The sequence below is a fragment of the Pseudomonas sp. 7P_10.2_Bac1 genome (assembly GCF_025465935.1).
Taxonomy (GTDB): domain Bacteria; phylum Pseudomonadota; class Gammaproteobacteria; order Pseudomonadales; family Pseudomonadaceae; genus Aquipseudomonas.
The window spans coordinates 1-20,071 of sequence record NZ_JANLNV010000078.1 but is presented as its reverse complement, the minus strand read 5'-3'; the positions used below and the strand labels follow the sequence as shown (position 1 = coordinate 20,071).

14 protein-coding genes are annotated in these 20,071 nt (G+C 58.0%); 6 read left to right on the top strand and 8 right to left on the bottom strand.

The window, feature by feature from the left end; translation table 11 throughout:
- Positions 1 to 8: 8 nt before the first annotated feature.
- Together NTD86_RS16085 and NTD86_RS16080 are read right to left on the bottom strand one after the other, a co-directional pair.
- A complete protein-coding gene (locus tag NTD86_RS16085; protein ID WP_262203644.1) occupies positions 9 to 1,613 on the bottom strand; it encodes a carboxyl transferase domain-containing protein in 1,605 nt (534 codons plus the stop codon).
- 128 nt (positions 1,614 to 1,741) lie between these two features.
- Positions 1,742 to 2,905, bottom strand: a complete 1,164-nt coding sequence (locus tag NTD86_RS16080; protein WP_262203643.1) for an isovaleryl-CoA dehydrogenase — start codon at positions 2,903 to 2,905, stop codon at positions 1,742 to 1,744.
- A gap of 215 nt (positions 2,906 to 3,120) precedes the next feature.
- On the opposite strand from NTD86_RS16080, the gene NTD86_RS16075 reads away from it, so the two are divergent.
- Positions 3,121 to 4,803: an AMP-binding protein gene (locus tag NTD86_RS16075; protein WP_262203641.1), complete on the top strand. Its 1,683-nt coding sequence runs from the start codon at positions 3,121 to 3,123 to the stop codon at positions 4,801 to 4,803.
- 822 nt (positions 4,804 to 5,625) lie between these two features.
- Here the strand turns inward: NTD86_RS16075 and NTD86_RS16070 are convergent.
- The 3 genes from NTD86_RS16070 to NTD86_RS16060 are packed head-to-tail and all read right to left on the bottom strand — an operon-like array spanning position 5,626 to position 7,938.
- Complete coding sequence (locus tag NTD86_RS16070) at positions 5,626 to 6,522, bottom strand: hydroxymethylglutaryl-CoA lyase (protein ID WP_262203640.1); 897 nt, start codon at positions 6,520 to 6,522, stop codon at positions 5,626 to 5,628.
- A 25-nt stretch (positions 6,523 to 6,547) separates the two neighbouring features.
- On the bottom strand, positions 6,548 to 6,946 hold the full coding sequence (locus tag NTD86_RS16065; RefSeq protein WP_262203639.1) for a MerR family transcriptional regulator: 399 nt from the start codon (positions 6,944 to 6,946) through the stop codon (positions 6,548 to 6,550).
- A gap of 26 nt (positions 6,947 to 6,972) precedes the next feature.
- Positions 6,973 to 7,938: a LysR family transcriptional regulator gene (locus NTD86_RS16060; RefSeq protein WP_262203637.1), complete on the bottom strand. Its 966-nt coding sequence runs from the start codon at positions 7,936 to 7,938 to the stop codon at positions 6,973 to 6,975.
- Positions 7,939 to 8,095: 157 nt separating this feature from the next.
- On the opposite strand from NTD86_RS16060, the gene NTD86_RS16055 reads away from it, so the two are divergent.
- Positions 8,096 to 9,310 (top strand): acyl-CoA dehydrogenase, encoded by a 1,215-nt coding sequence (locus NTD86_RS16055; RefSeq protein WP_262203635.1) that lies wholly within the window; start codon positions 8,096 to 8,098, stop codon positions 9,308 to 9,310.
- Here NTD86_RS16055 and NTD86_RS16050 read toward each other — a convergent pair.
- The gene (locus NTD86_RS16050) at positions 9,307 to 10,623 is read right to left on the bottom strand and encodes a phosphate ABC transporter substrate-binding/OmpA family protein (RefSeq protein ID WP_262203634.1); all 1,317 of its coding nucleotides are present in this window, start codon (positions 10,621 to 10,623) and stop codon (positions 9,307 to 9,309) included. The two genes, NTD86_RS16055 and NTD86_RS16050, sit on opposite strands and share 4 nt — an antisense overlap.
- A gap of 106 nt (positions 10,624 to 10,729) precedes the next feature.
- On the bottom strand, positions 10,730 to 11,542 hold the full coding sequence (xthA, locus tag NTD86_RS16045; protein WP_262203633.1) for an exodeoxyribonuclease III: 813 nt from the start codon (positions 11,540 to 11,542) through the stop codon (positions 10,730 to 10,732).
- Between the two features lie 167 nt (positions 11,543 to 11,709).
- Between xthA and NTD86_RS16040 the strand changes: the two genes are divergently transcribed.
- From NTD86_RS16040 to NTD86_RS16030, 3 genes are all read left to right on the top strand, one after another.
- Positions 11,710 to 12,360 (top strand): GNAT family N-acetyltransferase, encoded by a 651-nt coding sequence (locus NTD86_RS16040; protein WP_262203631.1) that lies wholly within the window; start codon positions 11,710 to 11,712, stop codon positions 12,358 to 12,360.
- A gap of 64 nt (positions 12,361 to 12,424) precedes the next feature.
- A complete protein-coding gene (locus NTD86_RS16035; protein WP_262203630.1) occupies positions 12,425 to 14,152 on the top strand; it encodes an autotransporter assembly complex protein TamA in 1,728 nt (575 codons plus the stop codon).
- Complete coding sequence (locus tag NTD86_RS16030; protein ID WP_262203628.1) at positions 14,149 to 17,832, top strand: translocation/assembly module TamB domain-containing protein; 3,684 nt, start codon at positions 14,149 to 14,151, stop codon at positions 17,830 to 17,832. The genes NTD86_RS16035 and NTD86_RS16030 overlap by 4 nt, the downstream gene beginning before the upstream one ends.
- Before the next feature lie 172 nt (positions 17,833 to 18,004).
- Here the strand turns inward: NTD86_RS16030 and NTD86_RS16025 are convergent, their stop codons facing one another.
- Positions 18,005 to 19,000: an aldo/keto reductase gene (locus NTD86_RS16025; protein WP_262203626.1), complete on the bottom strand. Its 996-nt coding sequence runs from the start codon at positions 18,998 to 19,000 to the stop codon at positions 18,005 to 18,007.
- 111 nt (positions 19,001 to 19,111) lie between these two features.
- Here NTD86_RS16025 and NTD86_RS16020 point away from each other — a divergent pair, with 111 nt between their 5' ends.
- Entirely contained in the window at positions 19,112 to 20,017 is a 906-nt protein-coding gene (locus tag NTD86_RS16020; protein WP_262203625.1) for a LysR family transcriptional regulator, read from the top strand.
- Positions 20,018 to 20,071: the final 54 nt, after the last annotated feature.

Below are 20,071 nucleotides of genomic sequence, written 5' to 3'. Positions count from 1 at the left end.
TAGTCGCGTTACATGCGGAACACGCCGAAGCGCGTGGCTTCGATGGGTGCGTTCAACGCGGCTGACAAGCCCAGCGCCAACACCTCACGGGTTTGCGCAGGATCAATCACGCCGTCATCCCACAATCGGGCGCTGGAGTAGTAGGGATGGCCCTGGTGTTCGTACTGATCGAGGATCGGCTGCTTGATCTCGGCTTCTTCCTCAAGGCTGAACACCAGCCCGTTGCGTTCGGCCTGCTCGCGCTTGACCTGCACCAGTACCCCGGCCGCCTGTTCGGCACCCATCACGCCGATTCGGGCGTTGGGCCACATCCACAGGAAACGCGGATCGTAGGCGCGCCCGCACATGCCGTAGTTGCCAGCGCCAAAGCTGCCGCCGATGATCACCGTGAATTTCGGCACCTTGGCGCACGCCACTGCCGTGACCAGTTTGGCGCCGTGCTTGGCGATCCCGCCCGCTTCGTACTTTTGCCCGACCATGAAGCCAGTGATGTTTTGCAAAAACACCAGTGGGATGCCACGTTGGCAAGCCAGCTCGATAAAGTGCGCGCCTTTTTGTGCAGCCTCGGCAAACAGAATCCCGTTGTTGGCCAGGACCGCCACGGGGTGCCCGTGAAGGTGCGCAAAACCACACACCAGCGTGGTGCCGAACAGGGCTTTGAACTCATCGAACACCGAACCGTCCACCAGCCGGGCGATGACTTCGCGCACATCAAAAGGCTGTTTGGCATCGGCCGGGACGATGCCGTACAGCTCGTCCTCGGGATACAGCGGCGCCAAAGGGCTGCGCTGTTGCAATTGGCCCAGCTTGCGCCAGTTGAGGTTGGCGACACTGCGGCGGGCCAGCGCCAGGGCATGCTCGTCACTGTCGGCGTAATGGTCGGCAACACCAGACACTTTGCAGTGCACATCGGCACCGCCCAGATCTTCTGCGCTGACCACTTCGCCGGTGGCCGCTTTTACCAGGGGCGGCCCGGCGAGGAAAATCGTCGCTTGCTGGCGGACCATAATCGCTTCATCAGCCATGGCTGGCACATACGCGCCGCCCGCGGTGCACGAGCCCATGACCACGGCAATTTGCGGAATGCCTGCAGCGCTCATATTGGCCTGATTGAAGAAGATCCGGCCAAAGTGCTCGCGATCCGGGAACACTTCATCCTGACGTGGCAGATTGGCGCCGCCTGAATCCACCAGATAAATACACGGCAAACGGTTTTGTTCGGCAATCGTTTGCGCGCGCAGGTGTTTCTTTACCGTCAGTGGGTAGTAAGAGCCGCCTTTGACCGTGGCATCGTTCGCCACAATCATGCATTCAACCCCCTCGACCCGACCGATACCGGCAATGATTCCTGCTGCAGGAACGTCTTCGCCATACACGCCATAGGCCGCCAACTGACTGAGCTCCAGGAAGGCCGAGCCGGTGTCCAACAAGCGGTCAATCCGCTCGCGAGGCAGCAACTTGCCGCGTGAGGTGTGGCGTTCTTGTGCCTTGGCGCCGCCACCTTGCTGCACCTGCTCAAGCAGAGCGTGCAAGGCGTCGACCTGTTTGAGCATGGCCTCGCGGTTGATCGCGAATTCCGCAGAGCGTGGGTTGAGGGTCGTCTTCAAAATCATGAGCTGCTCCGAAAAGTTTGGTTGACGAGCGGCAAGCCGCAAGATGCAAGCAGCGAGTGGAGAACAACGAGCAGCTAGCTCTTGCTCTTACTGACAGCTAGCAGCTTGCTGCTGACCGCTGACGAAATTCATTTCGTTTCGTTAAACAGTTCGCGACCAATCAACATGCGGCGGATTTCGCTGGTGCCCGCACCGATTTCATACAGCTTGGCGTCACGTAGCAGGCGTCCCGCGGGGAACTCATTGATGTAGCCATTGCCCCCTAGAATCTGGATCGCGTCGAGGGCCATTTGTGTGGCGCGTTCAGCGCTGTACAGAATGACCCCGGCGGCGTCCTTGCGCGTGGTTTCGCCGCGCTCGCAGGCGGCAGCGACCGCGTACAGGTAAGCCCTGCTGGCGTTGAGCTGGGTGTACATGTCCGCCACTTTGCCCTGGATCAGTTGGAACTCACCGATGCTCTGGCCAAACTGTTTGCGGTCATGGATGTAAGGCACTACCAGGTCCATGCATGCCTGCATGATCCCTGTCGGGCCGCCCGACAGCACGACGCGCTCGTAATCGAGGCCGCTCATCAGGACTTTTACGCCCGCGTTGAGGGTGCCCAGCAGGTTCTCTTCCGGGACTTCAACGTCGTCGAAAAACAGTTCGCAGGTATTCGAGCCGCGCATACCGAGCTTGTCGAAATGGGTGCTGCGGCTGAAGCCTTTCCAGTCGCGCTCGACAATAAAGGCGCTGATGCCGTGTGGGCCTTTTTCCACATCGGTCTTGGCGTAGATCACATACGTGTTGGCGTCCGGGCCGTTGGTGATCCAGGTTTTGCTGCCGTTGAGGACAAAATGATCGCCGCGCTTGTCGGCGCGCAACTTCATCGAGACCACGTCCGAACCGGCATTCGGCTCGCTCATGGCCAGCGCGCCAATATGTTCGCCGCTGATCAGCTTGGGCAGGTATTTGAGTTTTTGCGCGTGATTGCCATTGCGGTTGATTTGGTTGACGCACAGGTTGGAATGCGCACCGTACGAAAGGGCGACCGAGGCCGAGCCACGGCTGATTTCTTCCATGGCGACCACGTGGGCCAGATAGCTCAGGCCGGCACCGCCGTACTCTTCCGGCACGGTGATCCCAAGCAGGCCCATGTCACCGAATTTGCGCCACATGTCAGCCGGGAACAGGTTGTCTTTGTCGATTTGCGCCGCGCGTGGTGTCAGTTCGTGGGCTACAAAGGACTGCACCTGGTCGCGCAGCATGTCGATGGTTTCGCCCAGGGCGAAGTTCAAAGTCGGGTAGCTCATGGGGGCACCTTGATCGTTGTTCTTATAGGAGGCTATGAGGGGTTAACTGCATCGCCATGGGTAAGCTTTACGTTAACGTAAACTTGGCAATGAAAGCTGTCAATGACCTTTACGTTAACGTCAACTTGGTTCAGAGTAATTGCTATTCTGCAAAGTGAGTGTGCGTGGGTGTGCGCATTACTCCCGCTCCCAAAACAATCACAAGAGGAGTTGTCATGAAGCCGCAATCCGTCCCCAGTTACAGCCAGGGCGCGCTGGACATGCCGTTGCTGGCGATGACCATCGGTCAGGCATTCGATCAAACCGCTGGTCGTTATCCTGAAGGCGAGGCGTTGGTAGTCCGTCATCAACAACAGCGTTACAACTGGGCGCAATTGGCTCAGGCGGTTGAGTTGCATGCCAGGGCGATGCTGGCGCTGGGCATGCAGACGGGGGATCGCCTGGGCGTGTGGTCGCCCAATTGTGTTGAGTGGTTTATCTGCCAATTTGCCAGCGCGAAAATTGGCGTAGTCCTGGTCAATATCAACCCGGCCTATCGCTTGTCAGAGCTGGAGTACGTGCTGAAACAATCGGCCTGCCAATGGCTGGTCAGTGCGAGTACCTTCAAAACCTCGAACTATCACGCCATGCTCCAGGAGTTGCTTCCAGAGCTGGGTGAGCAGGCAGTCGGGCAACTCAACAGTGCGCGTTTCGAGCATCTGCGCGGGGTGATCAGCCTCGCCGCGCAGCCGCCTGCAGGTTTCTTGCCCTGGCCACAACTGGCGACCTTGGGGTATGGCGTTGAGCTTCAAGATCTCTACGAGCGTCAGGCCAGCCTTAACGCTGACCAGCCGGTGAACATTCAGTACACCTCCGGAACCACCGGTTTCCCCAAGGGGGCGACCCTCAGCCACCGCAACATTCTCAATAACGGTTACATGGTCGGCGAAAGCCTGGGGCTGACGCACGCAGACCGGCTGGTGATTCCGGTGCCGCTGTACCACTGCTTTGGCATGGTGATGGGCAACCTGGGGTGTGTGACCCACGGCACCACCATGATTTATCCGGGTGACGCTTTTGACCCGACGCTGACCCTGCAAGCCATTGCCGAAGAGCGTGCGACGGCGCTCTACGGGGTGCCGACCATGTTTATTGCCATGCTCGACCATCCGCAACGGGCCGGGTTTGATTTGTCGAGCTTGCGCACAGGGATCATGGCCGGAGCGACGTGCCCGATCGAAGTGATGCGCCGCGTGATCAGCGAAATGCATATGGGCGAGGTACAGATCGCTTACGGCATGACAGAAACCAGCCCGGTGTCCATGCAGACCGGTCCTGATGATGAACTGGAACTGCGCGTGACGACGGTAGGGCGCACGCAACCACATCTGGAGAACAAGCTGATCGACGCGCAAGGCAATATCGTTGCCCGTGGAGAAGTGGGTGAGCTGTGTACCCGCGGCTACAGCGTGATGCTGGGTTACTGGGACAACCCGCAGGCGACCCTTGAAGCCATCGACAATGAGGGCTGGATGCACACCGGCGATTTGGCCGAGATGAATGAACAGGGTTATGTGCGCATTGTTGGGCGTAACAAGGACATGATCATTCGCGGCGGTGAGAATATTTACCCACGAGAGCTGGAGGAGTTCTTTTTCACACATCCAGCAGTGGCGGATGTGCAGGTCATCGGTATACCCGATGAGAAGTACGGCGAAGAGATTGTGGCCTGGATCAAATTCCATCCGGGGCATACTGCCAACGAACTTGAGATGCAAACCTGGTGCAAGTCACGCATCGCTCATTTCAAGACGCCGCGTCACTTCAAGTTTGTGGATGCCTTCCCGATGACCGTGACCGGCAAGATCCAGAAATTCAAAATGCGCGAAATCAGCATTCTGGAGATCAGGGAGGTGTAGGGCTTGTAGGGCACCGCCCGGTCTCCGACGCCGCGCTGTCGCGCAGCCAATAGGCCACCGAGTATCTTCAGCATCCCCCAATCGGTTCCCTCTCCTTCGGGAGAGGGCTAGGGGGCTTTGGCTTTTATGTACATATCCATTGCTGCGGCAACGGCCACTTAGGGTTCTGTCCTTACGGCGTGCCACTTTGAAAAGCGCAAAGTGGCTAACCCGGCGTCCTGCCGGGCCACCCTTTGCATGCACATAACCTGCGTTCGGCCAGCGTGGTCTACCAACCCCCGGAAAGCAAAAAGGGGAGCCGAGGCTCCCCTTTAACGTGTCGTTGCGTGCTCTTTTCTTATTATTGAAGGGTGGTCTATTGTTGTTTTTGGAACTCACCCTCTGCTGCGTTTTTGGCGATCCCCATCCGGGATCAAGAGCAAACGTATTTTTTTGAGCGCTGATCCACTTTTATCACTGGCTATCAAACCGGTGATCCAACCTGAACGGGTGCTACCTGAAGGTAGTTTTATTGTTCTCTGTCCGGTTGCGAGGTGGCTCTTTAGCTCCCCGGAAAAGTAAACCTTCTCCAAAAAAATCTGTTAGCTGCGTCTCTGCCGTGTTGTTTTTGTTATGTCAGAGTCGTTTCGTATTGTTTTTATTATGTTGCTGCGATTTTTATTCTTGTTATGCCATAGAGATAGCAGGAGCCGTGCCAACTTTTAAAAAACCTTATAAATCAATGATTTAAAAAATAAGCTAATAAAAAACCGGCCTGGAGCAGGGCCGGTTTGTTTCCGTGTTACTCGTTTGGCTGAGGTGAGGTAACACTCAGCCACACTTTTAGCACTGTCGCGCCTTTGCAACCCGTGACCCGGTAACACGTCCCAGTACAGCGCAGATGTGCTGACCTGCCAGTAACAGCTTGTCCATGTCGATGCCGGTCTCTATCCCCATGCCGTTGAGCATGTACAGCACGTCTTCGGTGGCCACGTTACCGCTGGCGCCCTTGGCATATGGGCAGCCACCCAAGCCTGCTATCGAACTGTCGAACACGCTGATGCCTTCCAGCAAGCTGGCGTAGATGTTGACCAGGGCCTGGCCATAGGTGTCATGGAAATGCCCGGCAAGTTTTTCGCGCGGGACCACAGCGCCGACGGCTTCGAACAGGGTGCGGGTCGCGCTCGGGGTGCCGGTCCCAATGGTGTCGCCCAGTGACACTTCGTAACAGCCCATGGCATACAGTTCTTTGGCCACGCAGGCGACTTGCAGTGCCGAGACCTCGCCCTCATAGGGGCAACCCAGCACGCAAGACACGTAACCCCGCACGCTGATGCCGTGCTGCCGGGCGGCCTCCATGATGGGTGTGAAACGCTCCAGGCTTTCACTGATCGAGCAGTTGATATTGCGCTGCGAAAAGGCTTCGGACGCCGCCGCAAATACCGCCACTTCTTTGACTCCGGCGGCGACAGCGTCTTCAAAACCGCGCATGTTCGGCGCCAGCGCCCCATAGACCACGCCTGGTTTTTGCCGGATCTGCGCGAAGACCTCGGCCGAGCCGGCCATTTGCGGCACCCATTTAGGCGACACGAAACTGCCGACTTCTATATAGCCCAGCCCGGCGTCAGTCAGGGCGTTAACCAACTGCACCTTGTCGGCCACGCTGATGGGTTGGGCTTCATTTTGCAGACCGTCGCGCGGGCCGACTTCAATCAGCCGTACATGGGTGGGAAATGTCATGGGGGGTTCACCAGGGTTATTTTGTTTAGGAGGCCGTCTGGCTTTTTATGGTGTGTTCAAGTGCTTGAATGCAGCGCTCTTCGGCGGTATCCAGTTCAAGTTGCATCTGCTGGATATCCAGCAACTGTTGCTCGAGTTGCTCACGGCGCTCGGCAATTTTGGCCAGCATGCTGTTCAACTGTTTCTGATTGCCGCTACTTGGGTCGTACAACTCAATCAGCTCACGGCATTCGGCCAGTGAAAAACCAATGCGTTTGCCACGCAGAATCAGCTTCAGGCTGACTTTGTCTCGCGCCGAATACACGCGCTCCTGGCCCCGGCGTCCGGGGGCGAGCATGCCCTGTTCTTCATAAAAACGAATGGCACGGGTGGTGATATCAAGTTCGCGGGCTAGGTCGGAAATGCTGTACGTCTGGCTGCTCATGGGCGGGCTCGGAAAGGATCATGGCGTTAAGCTAAAGGCTGGTTGACGTTTACGTCAAGCAAGCGCTGCGCCTCCGCTTTCTTTTCCAGAGCCAGTTGCTGCTGGCACACCTCGATCAACTGCTCGCGCATCCAGCGGTTGGCCGGATCTTGCTCGGTGCTTTCGTGCCAGTACAAATGGGTTTCCACGCTGGGCAATTCGCTGATGGGCAGTGCGACAAAATGCAAGCCATGGCGACGGGCAAACCGCTCTGGCACGGTCATGACCATGTCTGTTTGCTGCAACACATTCGAGGCCATCAGGTAGTGCTGTGAGCGCAACGTGATTTTGCGTTGCTGGCCGATTTTACCCAGCGCCAGATCCACCTGGCCGAGGCCGTTGCGGCGTGTCGAGATATGGATATGGGTCAGCGCCAGGTATTCATCGAGGCTGATACTGGCTTTGCCTGCCAAAGGGTGGCCCTGGCGCATGGCGCACACGTAGCGGTCTTCCATCAATTTGATATGGCGCACCTGGGCATCCGTATTGAGGGGCGCATCGACAGCAAAGTCCAGGCGTCCTGCGGCCAGGTCGCTGGTGGTCTCACGCCGATGGGCTAAAAAGCTTTCAATCACCACTGCCGGAGCCTGACGGCGCAAGCGCTGAAACAACGGCGGCAAAATCACCGCTTCGGTGAGGTCGGTCATGCTGATCCGAAACGTCTTGCTCGCCTGTAGCGGATTGAAGGTGCGGCTTTCCTGCACCGACACTCGCAGTAGGGCCAGGGCGCTGCGCACCGGGCTGATGATGTTCTGCGCCATGGGGGTGGGGACCATGCCTTGGGCGGTACGCACGAACAGCGGGTCGTTGAAGGTTTCCCGCAAGCGGGCCAGCGCGTTAGACACCGCGGGCTGTGTAATGCCGATGATTTGCCCGGCGCGAGTCAGGTTGGCTTCGGTGTAGATAGCGTCAAAGACGATAAACAGATTGAGGTCGACTTTGCTCAGGTTCATGGCGCTGGGCTCTTGTTATGGGTGATAAGGCGAATGGCAGAATCATATATTGCTTATGAATGGTAATACACGTCGTAAATAGACGGCGCAAATGAAAGGAGGCTGAACTAGCATCACGGCAACTCCTACTCACATTCACGGTAAAAGGTAGCCACCCATGGATTTCGCATACTCACCGAAAGTACAGGCGCTGCGCGAACGCGTCACTGCGTTTATGGAAGCTTATGTCTATCCGGCCGAGGCGATTTTCGATCAGCAGGTGGCAGTAGGGGATCGCTGGCAGCCAACGGCAATCATGGAGGAACTCAAACGCAAGGCTCAGGCAGAAGGGTTGTGGAACCTGTTCTTGCCGGAGTCTGAACTGGGCGCCGGGCTGAGCAATCTTGAGTACGCGCCCTTGGCCGAAATCATGGGCCGTTCGATGCTCGGTTCTGAACCGTTCAACTGTTCTGCACCGGACACCGGCAACATGGAAGTGCTGGTGCGCTATGCCAATGCCCAGCAAAAACAGCAATGGCTTGAGCCATTATTGCGCGGCGAGATCCGCTCGGCATTCGCCATGACCGAACCAGATGTGGCCTCGTCCGATGCCACCAACATGGATGCCCGCGCCGTGCGTGACGGTGACGAATGGGTGATCAACGGGCGTAAGTGGTGGACCTCCGGGGCGTGCGATCCGCGCTGCAAAATCATGATCTTTATGGGCTTGAGCAACCCCGAAAATCCGCGCCATCAACAGCACTCGATGATTCTGGTGCCGGTCGATACACCCGGCGTGAAGATTGTTCGCCCGCTGCCGGTGTTTGGTTACGACGATGCGCCGCACGGGCATGCCGAAGTCCTGTTCGACAATGTGCGCGTGCCCTACGAAAACGTCCTGCTGGGCGAGGGCCGGGGTTTCGAAATTGCCCAGGGCCGCCTTGGACCGGGGCGTATTCACCACTGCATGCGCTCCATCGGCATGGCTGAACGCGCCCTGGAATTGATGTGCCAACGCTCACTGCAACGCACCGCGTTTGGTAAACCCCTGGCGCGCCTGGGTGGCAATATCGACAAAATTGCCGACTCGCGAATGGAGATCGACATGGCACGCCTGCTCACCTTGAAAGCGGCGTACATGATGGACACGGTGGGTAACAAGGTGGCGAAAAGCGAGATTGCGCAAATCAAGGTGATCGCCCCCAACGTCGCGTTGAAGGTGATTGACCGGGCGATTCAGATTCACGGCGGGGCAGGGGTGTCGCAGGATTTCCCGCTGGCCTACATGTACGCTATGCAGCGCACCCTGCGCCTGGCGGATGGTCCGGACGAGGTACACCGTGCGGCGGTCGGCAAGTTTGAGTTGGACAAGTACGCCAAGTCAGCGTCTTAATCCACCCATACTTCCACCCGGCGGTTTTTCAGGCGGCCTTCATCTTCAGTGTTGGCCGCCACCGGCATTTGTGCGCCATAGGCACGAATCTCGCGCAGCACCACCCCTGACTTCTCCAGTTCGCGGCGCACGGTCATGGCCCTGAGTTTTGACAACAACTGGGCGCGCTCTGGATCGTCCTTCACATCACCAAAGCCTACCAACGTGACGTGCTTGTTGAGTTTGTCGTGAATCTTCAGATAGTTGATCACGCGTAGCAGATCCTGGCGGGCCTTGTTGTCGAGGGTCGCGCTGCCTTCTTCAAAGCGAAAATTGACCGATAATCGTTGGGCCTGTTGAGTCAAGGCTTGATAGTCCGCCGGCATGTGCGCGCCCGGCTCCACGCGGCTGGCCTGCACGGTCTGCGCGATAAAGCCGTTTTGTGCCACGATGGCCTGGCCTTCGGCGCTTTGAGTAAAGGTCACCAGCGCCTTGGCCAATGGGTTTTGGCTGGTGGGCGGCAGGTAAAAAAACAGACGTCGTGACAGTGGGTAATCTTCGCTGGCTATCAGGCTATTGAGAGGCAGCATGGGTTGCGACGCGCCATCCACAATGGCCAGAGGTTTGGCGGCGAGGATGTAGGGCAGACCGATAAAGCCAATTGCGTGCGGGTCTTTACTGACAGCATCGGACAACTTTTCGCTGGACTCGAAACGGTGTGCCCGGCTGCTCAGCGGATGATGGGCACGGCTCAACACCAACTCTTCAAAGGTGTCCCAGGTGCCGGACTGATCATCACGGGCGTACAAGTTAATCGGCCCGCCAACGCCGCCCAAGGCTTCCCAGGTCGTGATTTCACCGTTGAATACCTTGGCCAGTTGTTCCGTGTTGAGTTGATTGAGCGGGTTGTCCGGGTGCACGATAATCGCCAGCCCGTCGATGGCGATGACTTGTTCGGCAGCAGGGCTTTTTAAATCGCCTAGGGCTTCCAGGTCGACCAGTTCAGCGTCTTTGATCGGCCGTGAGGAGGCCACCAGATCCGCTTGTCCAGCCTTCAGGCTGGTAAAGCCGGTGCCCGAGCCGTGAGCAGAAACATCAACGCGAATCTGCTGGCCAAGGGTTTTGGTGGCAACGATGCTGTATTCATTTGCGGGCGTCACCGGGATGCTGTGAACATCGTGAAAGCCTTGCTCAATCAGCATGGCTGTCACCAGTGCGGGACCTAGATTGGCGCCGATGGTGTTGGAACCCTGAATGTGTAAATCAGCAACCGGCTGGGCCAAGGCCAGTTGCGTGATAGCACACAATAGAATCAAAGACTTGAAACGCAGCATCAGCGGGCACCTTCCTGGAGCCATAGAATTGCCAGCAATTTAAGTCAGAAACGTTTCAATACCATGACGCACGCTCTGTAGAAGCAAGCTCGCTCCTGCAATTTGATCAGCTCAATTCCAGCCAGATGGGGGCGTGGTCCGAGGGTTTTTCCATGGCACGCAAGTCGTAATCCACCCCGGCAGCCTTGAGGCGTGGCACCAGTGCCTGGGAAGCGAGGATCACGTCAATGCGCAGGCCGCGTTTAGGTTCGTCTTCAAAGCCGCGGCTGCGGTAGTCGAACCAGCTGAAGCGATCCGCCACCTCAGGGTGCAGGTAACGGAAGCTGTCCACCAGCCCCCAGTTCTTGAGGCGTTCAAACCACTCGCGTTCTTCCGGCAGAAAGCTGCATTTGCCGGTTTTCAGCCAGCGCTTGGCGTTGTCCGCACCAATGCCGATGTCGCAATCCTGTGGGGAGATATTCACGTCACCCATCACCACCAGCGGCTTTTCGTTGCTGAACTGACCTTCCAGCAACTGTTGCAGGTCGCTGTAGAAGCGTTGCTTGGCCGGGAATTTTGTCGGATGGTCACGGTTTTCACCCTGTGGGAAATAACCGTTCATGATGGTCACCGGCTGGCCATTCTGGTCAGCGTAGGTGCCCCAGATGAAGCGTCGCTGGGCATCTTCCTCGTCGCTGGCAAAACCTTTGTGCAACTCCAGCGCGGGTTGGCGAGACATCAGGGCAACACCGTAATGGCCTTTTTGCCCATGGAAATGCACGTGGTAGCCCAGTGCCTCGATTTCGGCAAAGGGGAACTGCTCGTCGCTGACCTTGGTTTCCTGCAGACCAATCACGTCCGGCTGGTGTTTTTCGATCAGCGCTGCCAGCTGATGCGGCCGAGCGCGCAGGCCATTGATGTTGAAAGAAACGATTTTCATGGGCGGGCAGTCCTGAGGAAAACTGCGATGTTAGCGGCCAGCGTGCAGTGGGGCAAATGGACTGCTAACGTAGGAAGCATTCAGCCAGATGGAACTGTTGCGACCCTTGCGGGCTCGTACTCACGAGAAGTGCCGCAACCCAAGCGACGCCAGGGAGATTGACCGTCATGACGCAAACCTCGAATGCCAACTGCCAGATCCGCATGCTCGACAGTGGCTACTCCAAAGAAACCCGTGCCTTGCTGTATCAGGCCTACCTGCATGACCCGACGTTCCGCTATGTGTTCGAAGCGCACCGCAAAGGTTACGCACAACGGGTTCGTGCCACGGTACGGGCGTTGGTCAAACAGCATTTTTTTCAGCAGTTGCCTGCATTGGGGCTGTTGGTCGATGACCGCTTGATCGGTGCGGCCCTGATTGCCCCGCCACAACGGCGCCTGGGCATTACTGAAAGTTGGGCGTGGCAACTGCGTATGGTGCTAACCGCTGGCTTGCGGGGCACCCAACGTTATCTGGCATACCATCAAGCCATTTTGGCCTGCGTCCCTGGCGATGCGGTGCATATGTTGCCGCTGTTGGCCATTCATCCCGATTATCAAGAAGCGTCCTACGGTGAGCAATTGCTGGAGGCGGTTCACAACTGGTGCGCGGTGGATGAACATTCAGAAGGTGTCGTGCTCGACAGCAGCAACCCGCGCTACCAGGATTTTTACAAGCGTCATGGCTATGTAGAGATTGGCGATGTGCCGTTGGGACCGGTCGTTGAGCATGTTTACTTCCACGCCAATCCTCAGGTGTTACAAGCAGCAACGACTTGATGGGCAACTTTTTGCCTATTGGCGCGCTCTATGACCACCTCAGCCCGTGATAGCATCCGCTCCTATGAAGTTTCCAGGAAGATTTACCAGTGGTGTTGTCCTGCTGATCAGCAGTTTTGCGGCCTTTGCCCAAAGCGAGCTGGTAGTGAAGGTCAAGCCGGCAAACGACGCCCTCAAGGCCAACGTGGAAGGTTATATAGGCAGCCTCGGTGATCGCGACGAGGCCGCCTTGTTGCGCTTCAAGCGTGGCGCTGAAGACCAGGCCCTCAAAGCGTTGCAGGCCTTGGGGTATTACCAGCCCAGGATCGAGGCAGATGTAACAGGTGGCGACCCGCCGCGCTTGGTGCTGGACATCGATCCCGGCGAGCCCGTGCATCTGCGCAATGTGACCGTACGTGTAGAAGGTCCGGCGGCCTCGCTCAAAGCCTTTCAGATCCCGGTCAATGACGACCTCAAGCCTGGCGTCGTGCTCAATCAGGGCAATTACGAAGACGCCAAGCGCATGATTCAAAACCGCGCCCTGCGTTATGGCTTTTTCAACGGCAAGTTTCTCAAACATGAACTGCTGGTCGACCCCAAAGGCGGCTATGCCGATATAAACCTGGTGTACGAGAGCGGCCCGCGCTACTCACTTGGCAAGGTCAGCTTTGCCGGCAATGCACCCTTTGACCAAACCCTGCTGGACCGTCTGGTGCCCTTCAAGCCCGGCACCCCTTACGACTCTGAACTGGTTGCTGAACTCAACCAGAACCTGCAGTCCAGCGGTTATTTTGAAACCGTGCGCGTGGATGCGGCGCCCAGTACGGCCGTGGGGCAGTTGATCCCGGTAGACGTTGACCTAGAAACCCGCAAACCGCGCACCATGACATTGGGTCTGGGCTATTCCACCGATACCGGCCCGCGCGGCAAAGCCAGTTGGACCCGTCATTGGGACAATGCGCGAGGGGACAGCTACGGCTTTGAATCGGAAATTTCCCAGCCCAAGCAAAATATCGGGGCCTGGTACGACATCCCGCTCGATCCGCCGCTGACGGACAAACTGCGTTTTGCCGCGGGCTATCAATATGAAGAAATCGCCAACACCGACACCTTGAGTAAATTGCTCACGGTCGGCCCGGAGTGGCACAGCAAGCTGGATAACGGCTGGACGCGGATTGTCTCGCTCAGATGGCAGCACGAGGAATATCGACTGGGTGATGACTCAGGCTTGAGTACCTTGTTGATGCCAGGCCTGGCCTACACGGTTTTGCGCAGCGATAACCGGATCGACCCCAGCCATGGCTACAGCGTGAACCTCAGTACCCAAGTGGCCAAGCAAGGCTTGATGTCCGACACCAACCTGCTGCACGGCGATGTGCAGTTCAAGGCATTGAAAACACTGTGGGACAAACACCGTTTTCTGGGCCGTATCGAGTTTGGCGGCAGTGCCACCAACGGCTACAAATCCATCCCGCCGTCGTTGCGCTTCTTCGCCGGTGGCGACCAGAGCGTGCGCGGTTATGACTACCAGAGCCTGTCACCCAGGAACTCGGACGGTGACCGTATCGGTGGGCGCTACTTGCTGGCCGGCAGTGTCGAGTACCAGTACCAATTTGCCGAGAAGTGGCGTTGGGCGGCCTTTGTCGACAAAGGCAACGCGTTCAAGACTCTCGATTTTCCAAGCCTGAAAACCGGGGTCGGGGTGGGGATCCGCTGGATCTCCCCGGTCGGCCCCATCCGTCTCGACCTGGCCCATGCGCTGGATGACGATGGCGGCGTTCGTTTGCACTTCGCGATGGGGCCAGAACTGTGATTCGTGGTTTGAAAATACTAGGCCTGGTGCTGTTGGCGTTGGTGTTGCTGGTCATCCTTGGCTTGGGTGCCATTTTGGGCACGCAAGCCGGCAGTCGCTGGGTGTTGGCCCAAGTGCCGGGCCTGCAGGTGGACAACTTCGCCGGGCGCCTGGGCGCGCAATGGAGTGCCGATCAACTGGTGTGGCATAACGGCGCTGACCGTGTTGTGGTCAACCAGCCAATTTTCGCCTGGTCGCCAGCGTGCCTGACGCGTATGACCCTGTGCATCGACCAACTGCAGGCAGACAAAGTTGATCTGCAGTTTGCGCCGAGTGAAGCGGCCAGCAGCAGTGGTCCGATCGAACTGCCTGAACTCAAATTGCCCCTGGCGATTGAAGTCGGCGTGATTAAAGTCGGCAACATCGTGTTTGACGGTGTCGAGCAACTCAAAGGCGTAGAGGTCGCTGCCAAGTGGACGGCCGAGGGACTGCAGATCGACTCGGCGCAAATCGAGCGTGAAGACCTGCATGTCGAGCTCTCGGGCCTGTTGCAACCCGATGGCGACTGGCCACTGACTTTGCAAGGCACGGTCAAGCTGCCGGAGCAGGACAACCAGCCCTGGGCGCTGGCACTCAAGGTCGATGGCCATGCGCGGACTTCGCTCAACCTGACGGCAGACAGCACGGGGTATCTGAACGCCCACCTGAGTGGCGCTCTGGAGCCATTGGCCGAAAACCTGCCGGCGCAGGTGACTATCACTTCGGCCAACTTCAAACCCAGCAGCGAGTTGCCGGATACCTTGCAACTCAATCAGTTGGTGTTGTCGGCCAAAGGTGATCTCACCGGCGGTTATGCACTCAATGGCAGCGCCAGTTTGCCTGCCGAACACACCCCGGTGAGCCTCATGCTCAAGGGGCGGGTTGACGCCAAAGGCGCGCAGATCAACACGCTCGACCTGACCGCCAAGGATCAACAGCATTTGAAACTGTCGGGCCAGGTGGATTGGCATTCAGGCTTGAGTGCCGAGGCCAAGATCGACTGGCTGGAGTTCCCTTGGCATGATCTCTACCCGGTCATTGCCAAGCCAGACGTGGACTTGCACAAGCTCAATGGCGATGTTTCGTACACGGATGGCAAGTACCTGGGCAACGTCAAGGCGGACCTTTCCGGCCCGGCAGGTGCTTTTAGCGTCAACAGCCCGTTCAGTGGCGACCTCGAAAAAATCTTCATGCCACAACTCGAACTGGTGGCGGGCCAGGGCAAGGCCCGCGGCCACGTCAATGTGCAGTTTGCCGATGGTGTGGCATGGGACACTGCGCTGGACTTGAGCGCGATCAACCCCGCGTACTGGGTGGCCGAGTTGCCGGGCACCCTGGCGGGGCCGCTACGCAGCACCGGCGAGTTCAAGAACGAACACCTTAAACTGGACGCCAACCTCGACCTTAAAGGACGCTTGCGGGGTCAGCCGGCCTTGCTCCAGGCCAAGGCCACAGGTGATGGTGATGCCTGGACGGTCAGTGCCCTGGACATTCGCCTGGGCGACAACCGCATAAACGGTACCGCCAGCCTGCAGCAGCAAATCAAGGCGCAACTTGACCTGAACATGCCGCGTTTGGCCCAACTGTGGCCAGAGCTGCGTGGCCAGCTCAAAGGGCGCGTCGACGTGGCGGGCACACTGCAGGCTCCGCAAGGCAAAGTTGCGTTGCAAGGTCAGCAGTTGGCTTTTGGTGATAATCACCTGCAAGCCCTCACCCTGGAGGCGAATCTGGACAAGGCCCAGCGAGGCCGTTTCGATCTCAAGGGTAGCGGGATTCAAGCGGGTGATACTCAGTTCGGCGTGCTGACGGCCACCGGTAGCGGTGACATCAAGCGCCAGCAACTTCAATTGGCCCTGCAAGGGCCGATGTTGCAGCTTGCTCTGGCACTGGACGGCGGCCTCGATAAAGACAACTGGCGTGGGCGCCTGCTCAGTGGCGACATCAAGTACGGCCCGCAAGAGTGGACACTGCAAAACCCGGCGCGGCTTGAACGCCTGGCTGATGGCCGGATCAATCTCGGTGCGTTGTGCCTGACCTCTGGGCCGGCCAGTTTGTGCGGTGAAGAACAGCGCTTGATGCCCGATCCCAAGCTTCGCTTGCACCTCAAGCAATTCCCGCTCGACAGTCTCGCTGAATGGTTCCCCAAGGACTTCCAGTGGCAAGGCCAACTCAATGCCGACCTGGTACTCGACCTGCCCGCCAGCGGGCCTAAAGGCCAAGTGGTGGTGGACGCCAGTGGTGGCACTTTGCGCATCAAGGACAAGGGCCAATGGGTGGACTTTCCCTACCAGGCGTTCAAGTTGACCAGCAATCTCACCCCAAGTCGTGTCGATGCGCAGTTTGACTTCGATGGTGGAAAGCTGGGCCAGGTGATGATGTCTGCGCGGATTAACCCGCTGCCTAAAAACAAACCCATTACCGGTGATTTTCGGTTGACTGGCCTGGATATATCAGTGGTTAGGCCTTTCGCCCCCATGGTGGAAAAACTCACGGGTCAATTGAACGGCTCGGGGTCGATCTCCGGCGCCTTGGTCGCGCCATACATCACTGGCAATGTGTCGCTCACAGGTGGCGAAATTTCCGGTCCTGAACTGCCTACCAGCTTCGAAAACCTTCAACTCAAGGCCCAGATCATGGGGGAGGCCATGCAGCTTGACGGTGGCTGGACCAGTGGCAAGCAAGGGCAGGGCACGATTACCGGTAATGTCGCCTGGGGGCAGGCAACGGCGGTGAATGTCTTGCTCAAGGGCAATCACTTGCCGGTGACAGTGGAACCCTACGCCAAACTGGATGTGGCTCCTGACCTGAAAATCTCCCTCAAGCCTGATAACACCCTGATGATCGCGGGCACAGTAAACATTCCCAAAGGCGAGATCACCGTGCGCGAGTTGCCACCTTCAACGGTGAAGGTGTCGGATGACACCGTGATCGTCGGGCAAGACACGGGCGATGAAGCCGCAGCGCCGCCGATGGTGGTCGATATGGACATCAACGTCGTGGTGGGGCAGGAGTTGCTGACCTTTTCCGGGTTTGGCCTGAACGCCGATCTGGCGGGCCAGTTTCATATCGGCAACAACATGGACACCCGTGGCGAACTGCGTCTGAACAATGGTCGCTACCGGGCCTACGGGCAGAAACTGACCATTCGCCGGGCCCGCCTGTTGTTTGCCGGGCCGATTGACCAGCCTTACCTGGATATCGAAGCCGTTCGCCAAACCGACGATGTGATCGCCGGGATTCGCCTCACAGGCAGTGCCGAGCAGCCGACCACGCAAATTTTCTCCGAGCCGGCCATGAGCCAGGAGCAGGCGTTGTCTTATCTGATTCTGGGGCGTCCACTGACGGGCACGGGGGAAGATGACAACATGTTGGCGCAGGCCGCGCTGGGCTTGGGGTTAATGGGCAGTTCGGGCGTGACGACCAGCTTGGCCAACCACCTTGGGCTCAAGGATTTTGAACTCGACACCGAGGGCAGTGGCGATAACACCGCCCTGGTGGCCAGTGGCAAGATCAACGAACGTCTGAGTGTGCGTTACGGCTATGGGGTGTTTGAACCGGCCAGCACCATTGCTTTGCGTTACAAGCTGAGCAAGCGGGTGTATGTGGAAGTGGCCAGCGGCCTGGCGAGTTCGCTGGACGTTTTCTATAAACGGGATTTCTAGAGCACCTTAAACCCGATCTTCTGTAGGAGCAGCCGCTGGCTGCGCTCGGCTAGCCCTCTCCCAAAGGAGAGGGTGCCGGTTAGGGGGGCTGTCGATTATCGCTGGCCTGTTTGCAGCGCGACAGCGTGGCGTCTAAGGCGGGGCAGTTCCTACAAAAAGTCGGTCACATCACTCAGCGATTCAGATGCTTCATCGACTCCTCTGTGTAACGTAAACCAGACACGGCGCCGGCCGGGAAGATCGCTGCCAAAGCTGCCCACTCGCTGGCGCTGAGTTTGATGTCCAACGCTGCAACGTTCTCTTCCAGGTATTTGCGTTGTTTGGTGCCCGGAATCGGGATTAGATAGTCGCCCTGAGCCAATACCCAGGCTAATGCCAATTGCCCGGCGGTCACGCCTTTTTCGGCTGCCAGGGCTTTGATTTGCTCGACCAGCCGCAGGTTCTTGGCAAAGTTCTCACCTTGAAAACGCGGGTTGGTGCGCCGGAAGTCGTCTTCGGCAAAGTCCTCCGGGCTTTTCAGCGCGCCGGTCAAAAAGCCTCGGCCCAGCGGGCTGTAGGGCACGAAGGCAATACCCAGGCGCTCGCAAGCGGCCAGGCAGCCGTTTTCTTCCGGGTCACGGCTCCACAGAGAGTATTCACTTTGCAGCGCGCTGATCGGATGCACCTTGTGCGCGCGTTCAAGCGTTGCTGCCGAGGCTTCGCTCAGACCCAGATAACGCACCTTGCCCGCCTTGACCAATTCGGCCATGGCGCCGACGGTTTCTTCAATCGGTACGTTCGGGTCCATGCGGTGTTGGTAATACAGGTCAAGGGTGTCGACCCCAAGGCGTTTCAAGCTGCCTTCGATCGATTCGCGGATGTATTCGGGACGCCCGCTGATGCCGCGGGCCGCGGGGTTGGCCGGGTCTCGAACGATGCCGAATTTGCTCGCCAGAAAAACCTGGTCGCGTTTGCCGCGAATGGCCTGGCCGATCAGTGTTTCGTTGGTGTGAGGGCCGTACATATCGGCGGTGTCGAGCAGGTTGATGCCCAATTCCAGGGCGCGGTGCAGGGTAGCCACGGCTTCGCGGGTATCGCTGCCGGTGGTGTAAAAATCGGTCATGCCCATGCAGCCCAGGCCGATAGCGCTGACGTGCGGGCCATTAGTGCCAAGTTGGCGAGTGTACATATGAGGTGCTCCTGTGTGGGGGTGACACTATTCTTTACCTCGACACGCGGGGGATAAACCGGGTAGAACCACTATCACTGTTCGGATTATCTAAATAATTAGGGGTAAGGCATGGACCGATTTAACGCGATGCTGGTTTTCACCCGTATCGTCGAACTGGGTGGTTTTGCCAAGGCCGCTGACAGCCTGCAAATGCCCCGGGCATCGGTAACGGTTCTGATCAAACAACTGGAATCGCATTTGGGTGTGCAGTTGCTGCATCGCACCACACGCCAGGTAAGCCCTACGCTGGATGGCGCTGCGTACTACCAGCGCTGTGTCAGGTTGCTGGCAGACCTTGAAGAGTCGGAGGGATTGTTCCGGGGGAGTCAGCCCAAGGGCACGTTGAGGATCGAAATGCCGGCTGCGGTCGGCCGTTTGGTGGTGTTTCCGGCTTTGCCGGAGTTTACCGACCGTTATCCGCAGATTGAGTTGGAAATCGGTCTCAATGATCGCCCCGTGGATTTGATTCGCGAGGGCATCGATTGCGTGATTCGTGGCGGCCTGACGCTGGATGATTCGCTGGTGGCGCGACCGTTGGTGCAGATGGAGCAGATGACCTGCGCCAGCCCGGATTATTTGCGTGCCCATGGCGTCCCGCAATCGCTGGACGACTTGAACGGTCATCGCATGATTGAGTATTTTTCCAGCGCCTCGGGCAAGCGCTATGGCTTGGAGTTTCAGCTTGGCGATGGCATACGGTTGATCAACCTGCCCAAACAGGTGTCGGTCAACAGTGCCGAGGGCTACCTGGCTGCGTGCGTGGCCGGTTATGGATTGGTGCAAACGCCGCGTTATCACGTGGCGCAGCAGGTGCGCGAGGGGCGCTTGCAAGAGGTACTAAGTGATTGCTTGCCGCCGCGTCTGGCATTGACGGCGTTGTATCCGCCGCATCGACAACTGTCACCGCGGGTGCGGGTGTTTGTCGACTGGCTGGTAGATCTGTGCAGCCGGCCCGACAGTGGATTTAAACGTTAAACGGACTGTAGAAGCGGGGGGGGGGGGGGGGGGGGTTTTTTTTTTTTTAAAATA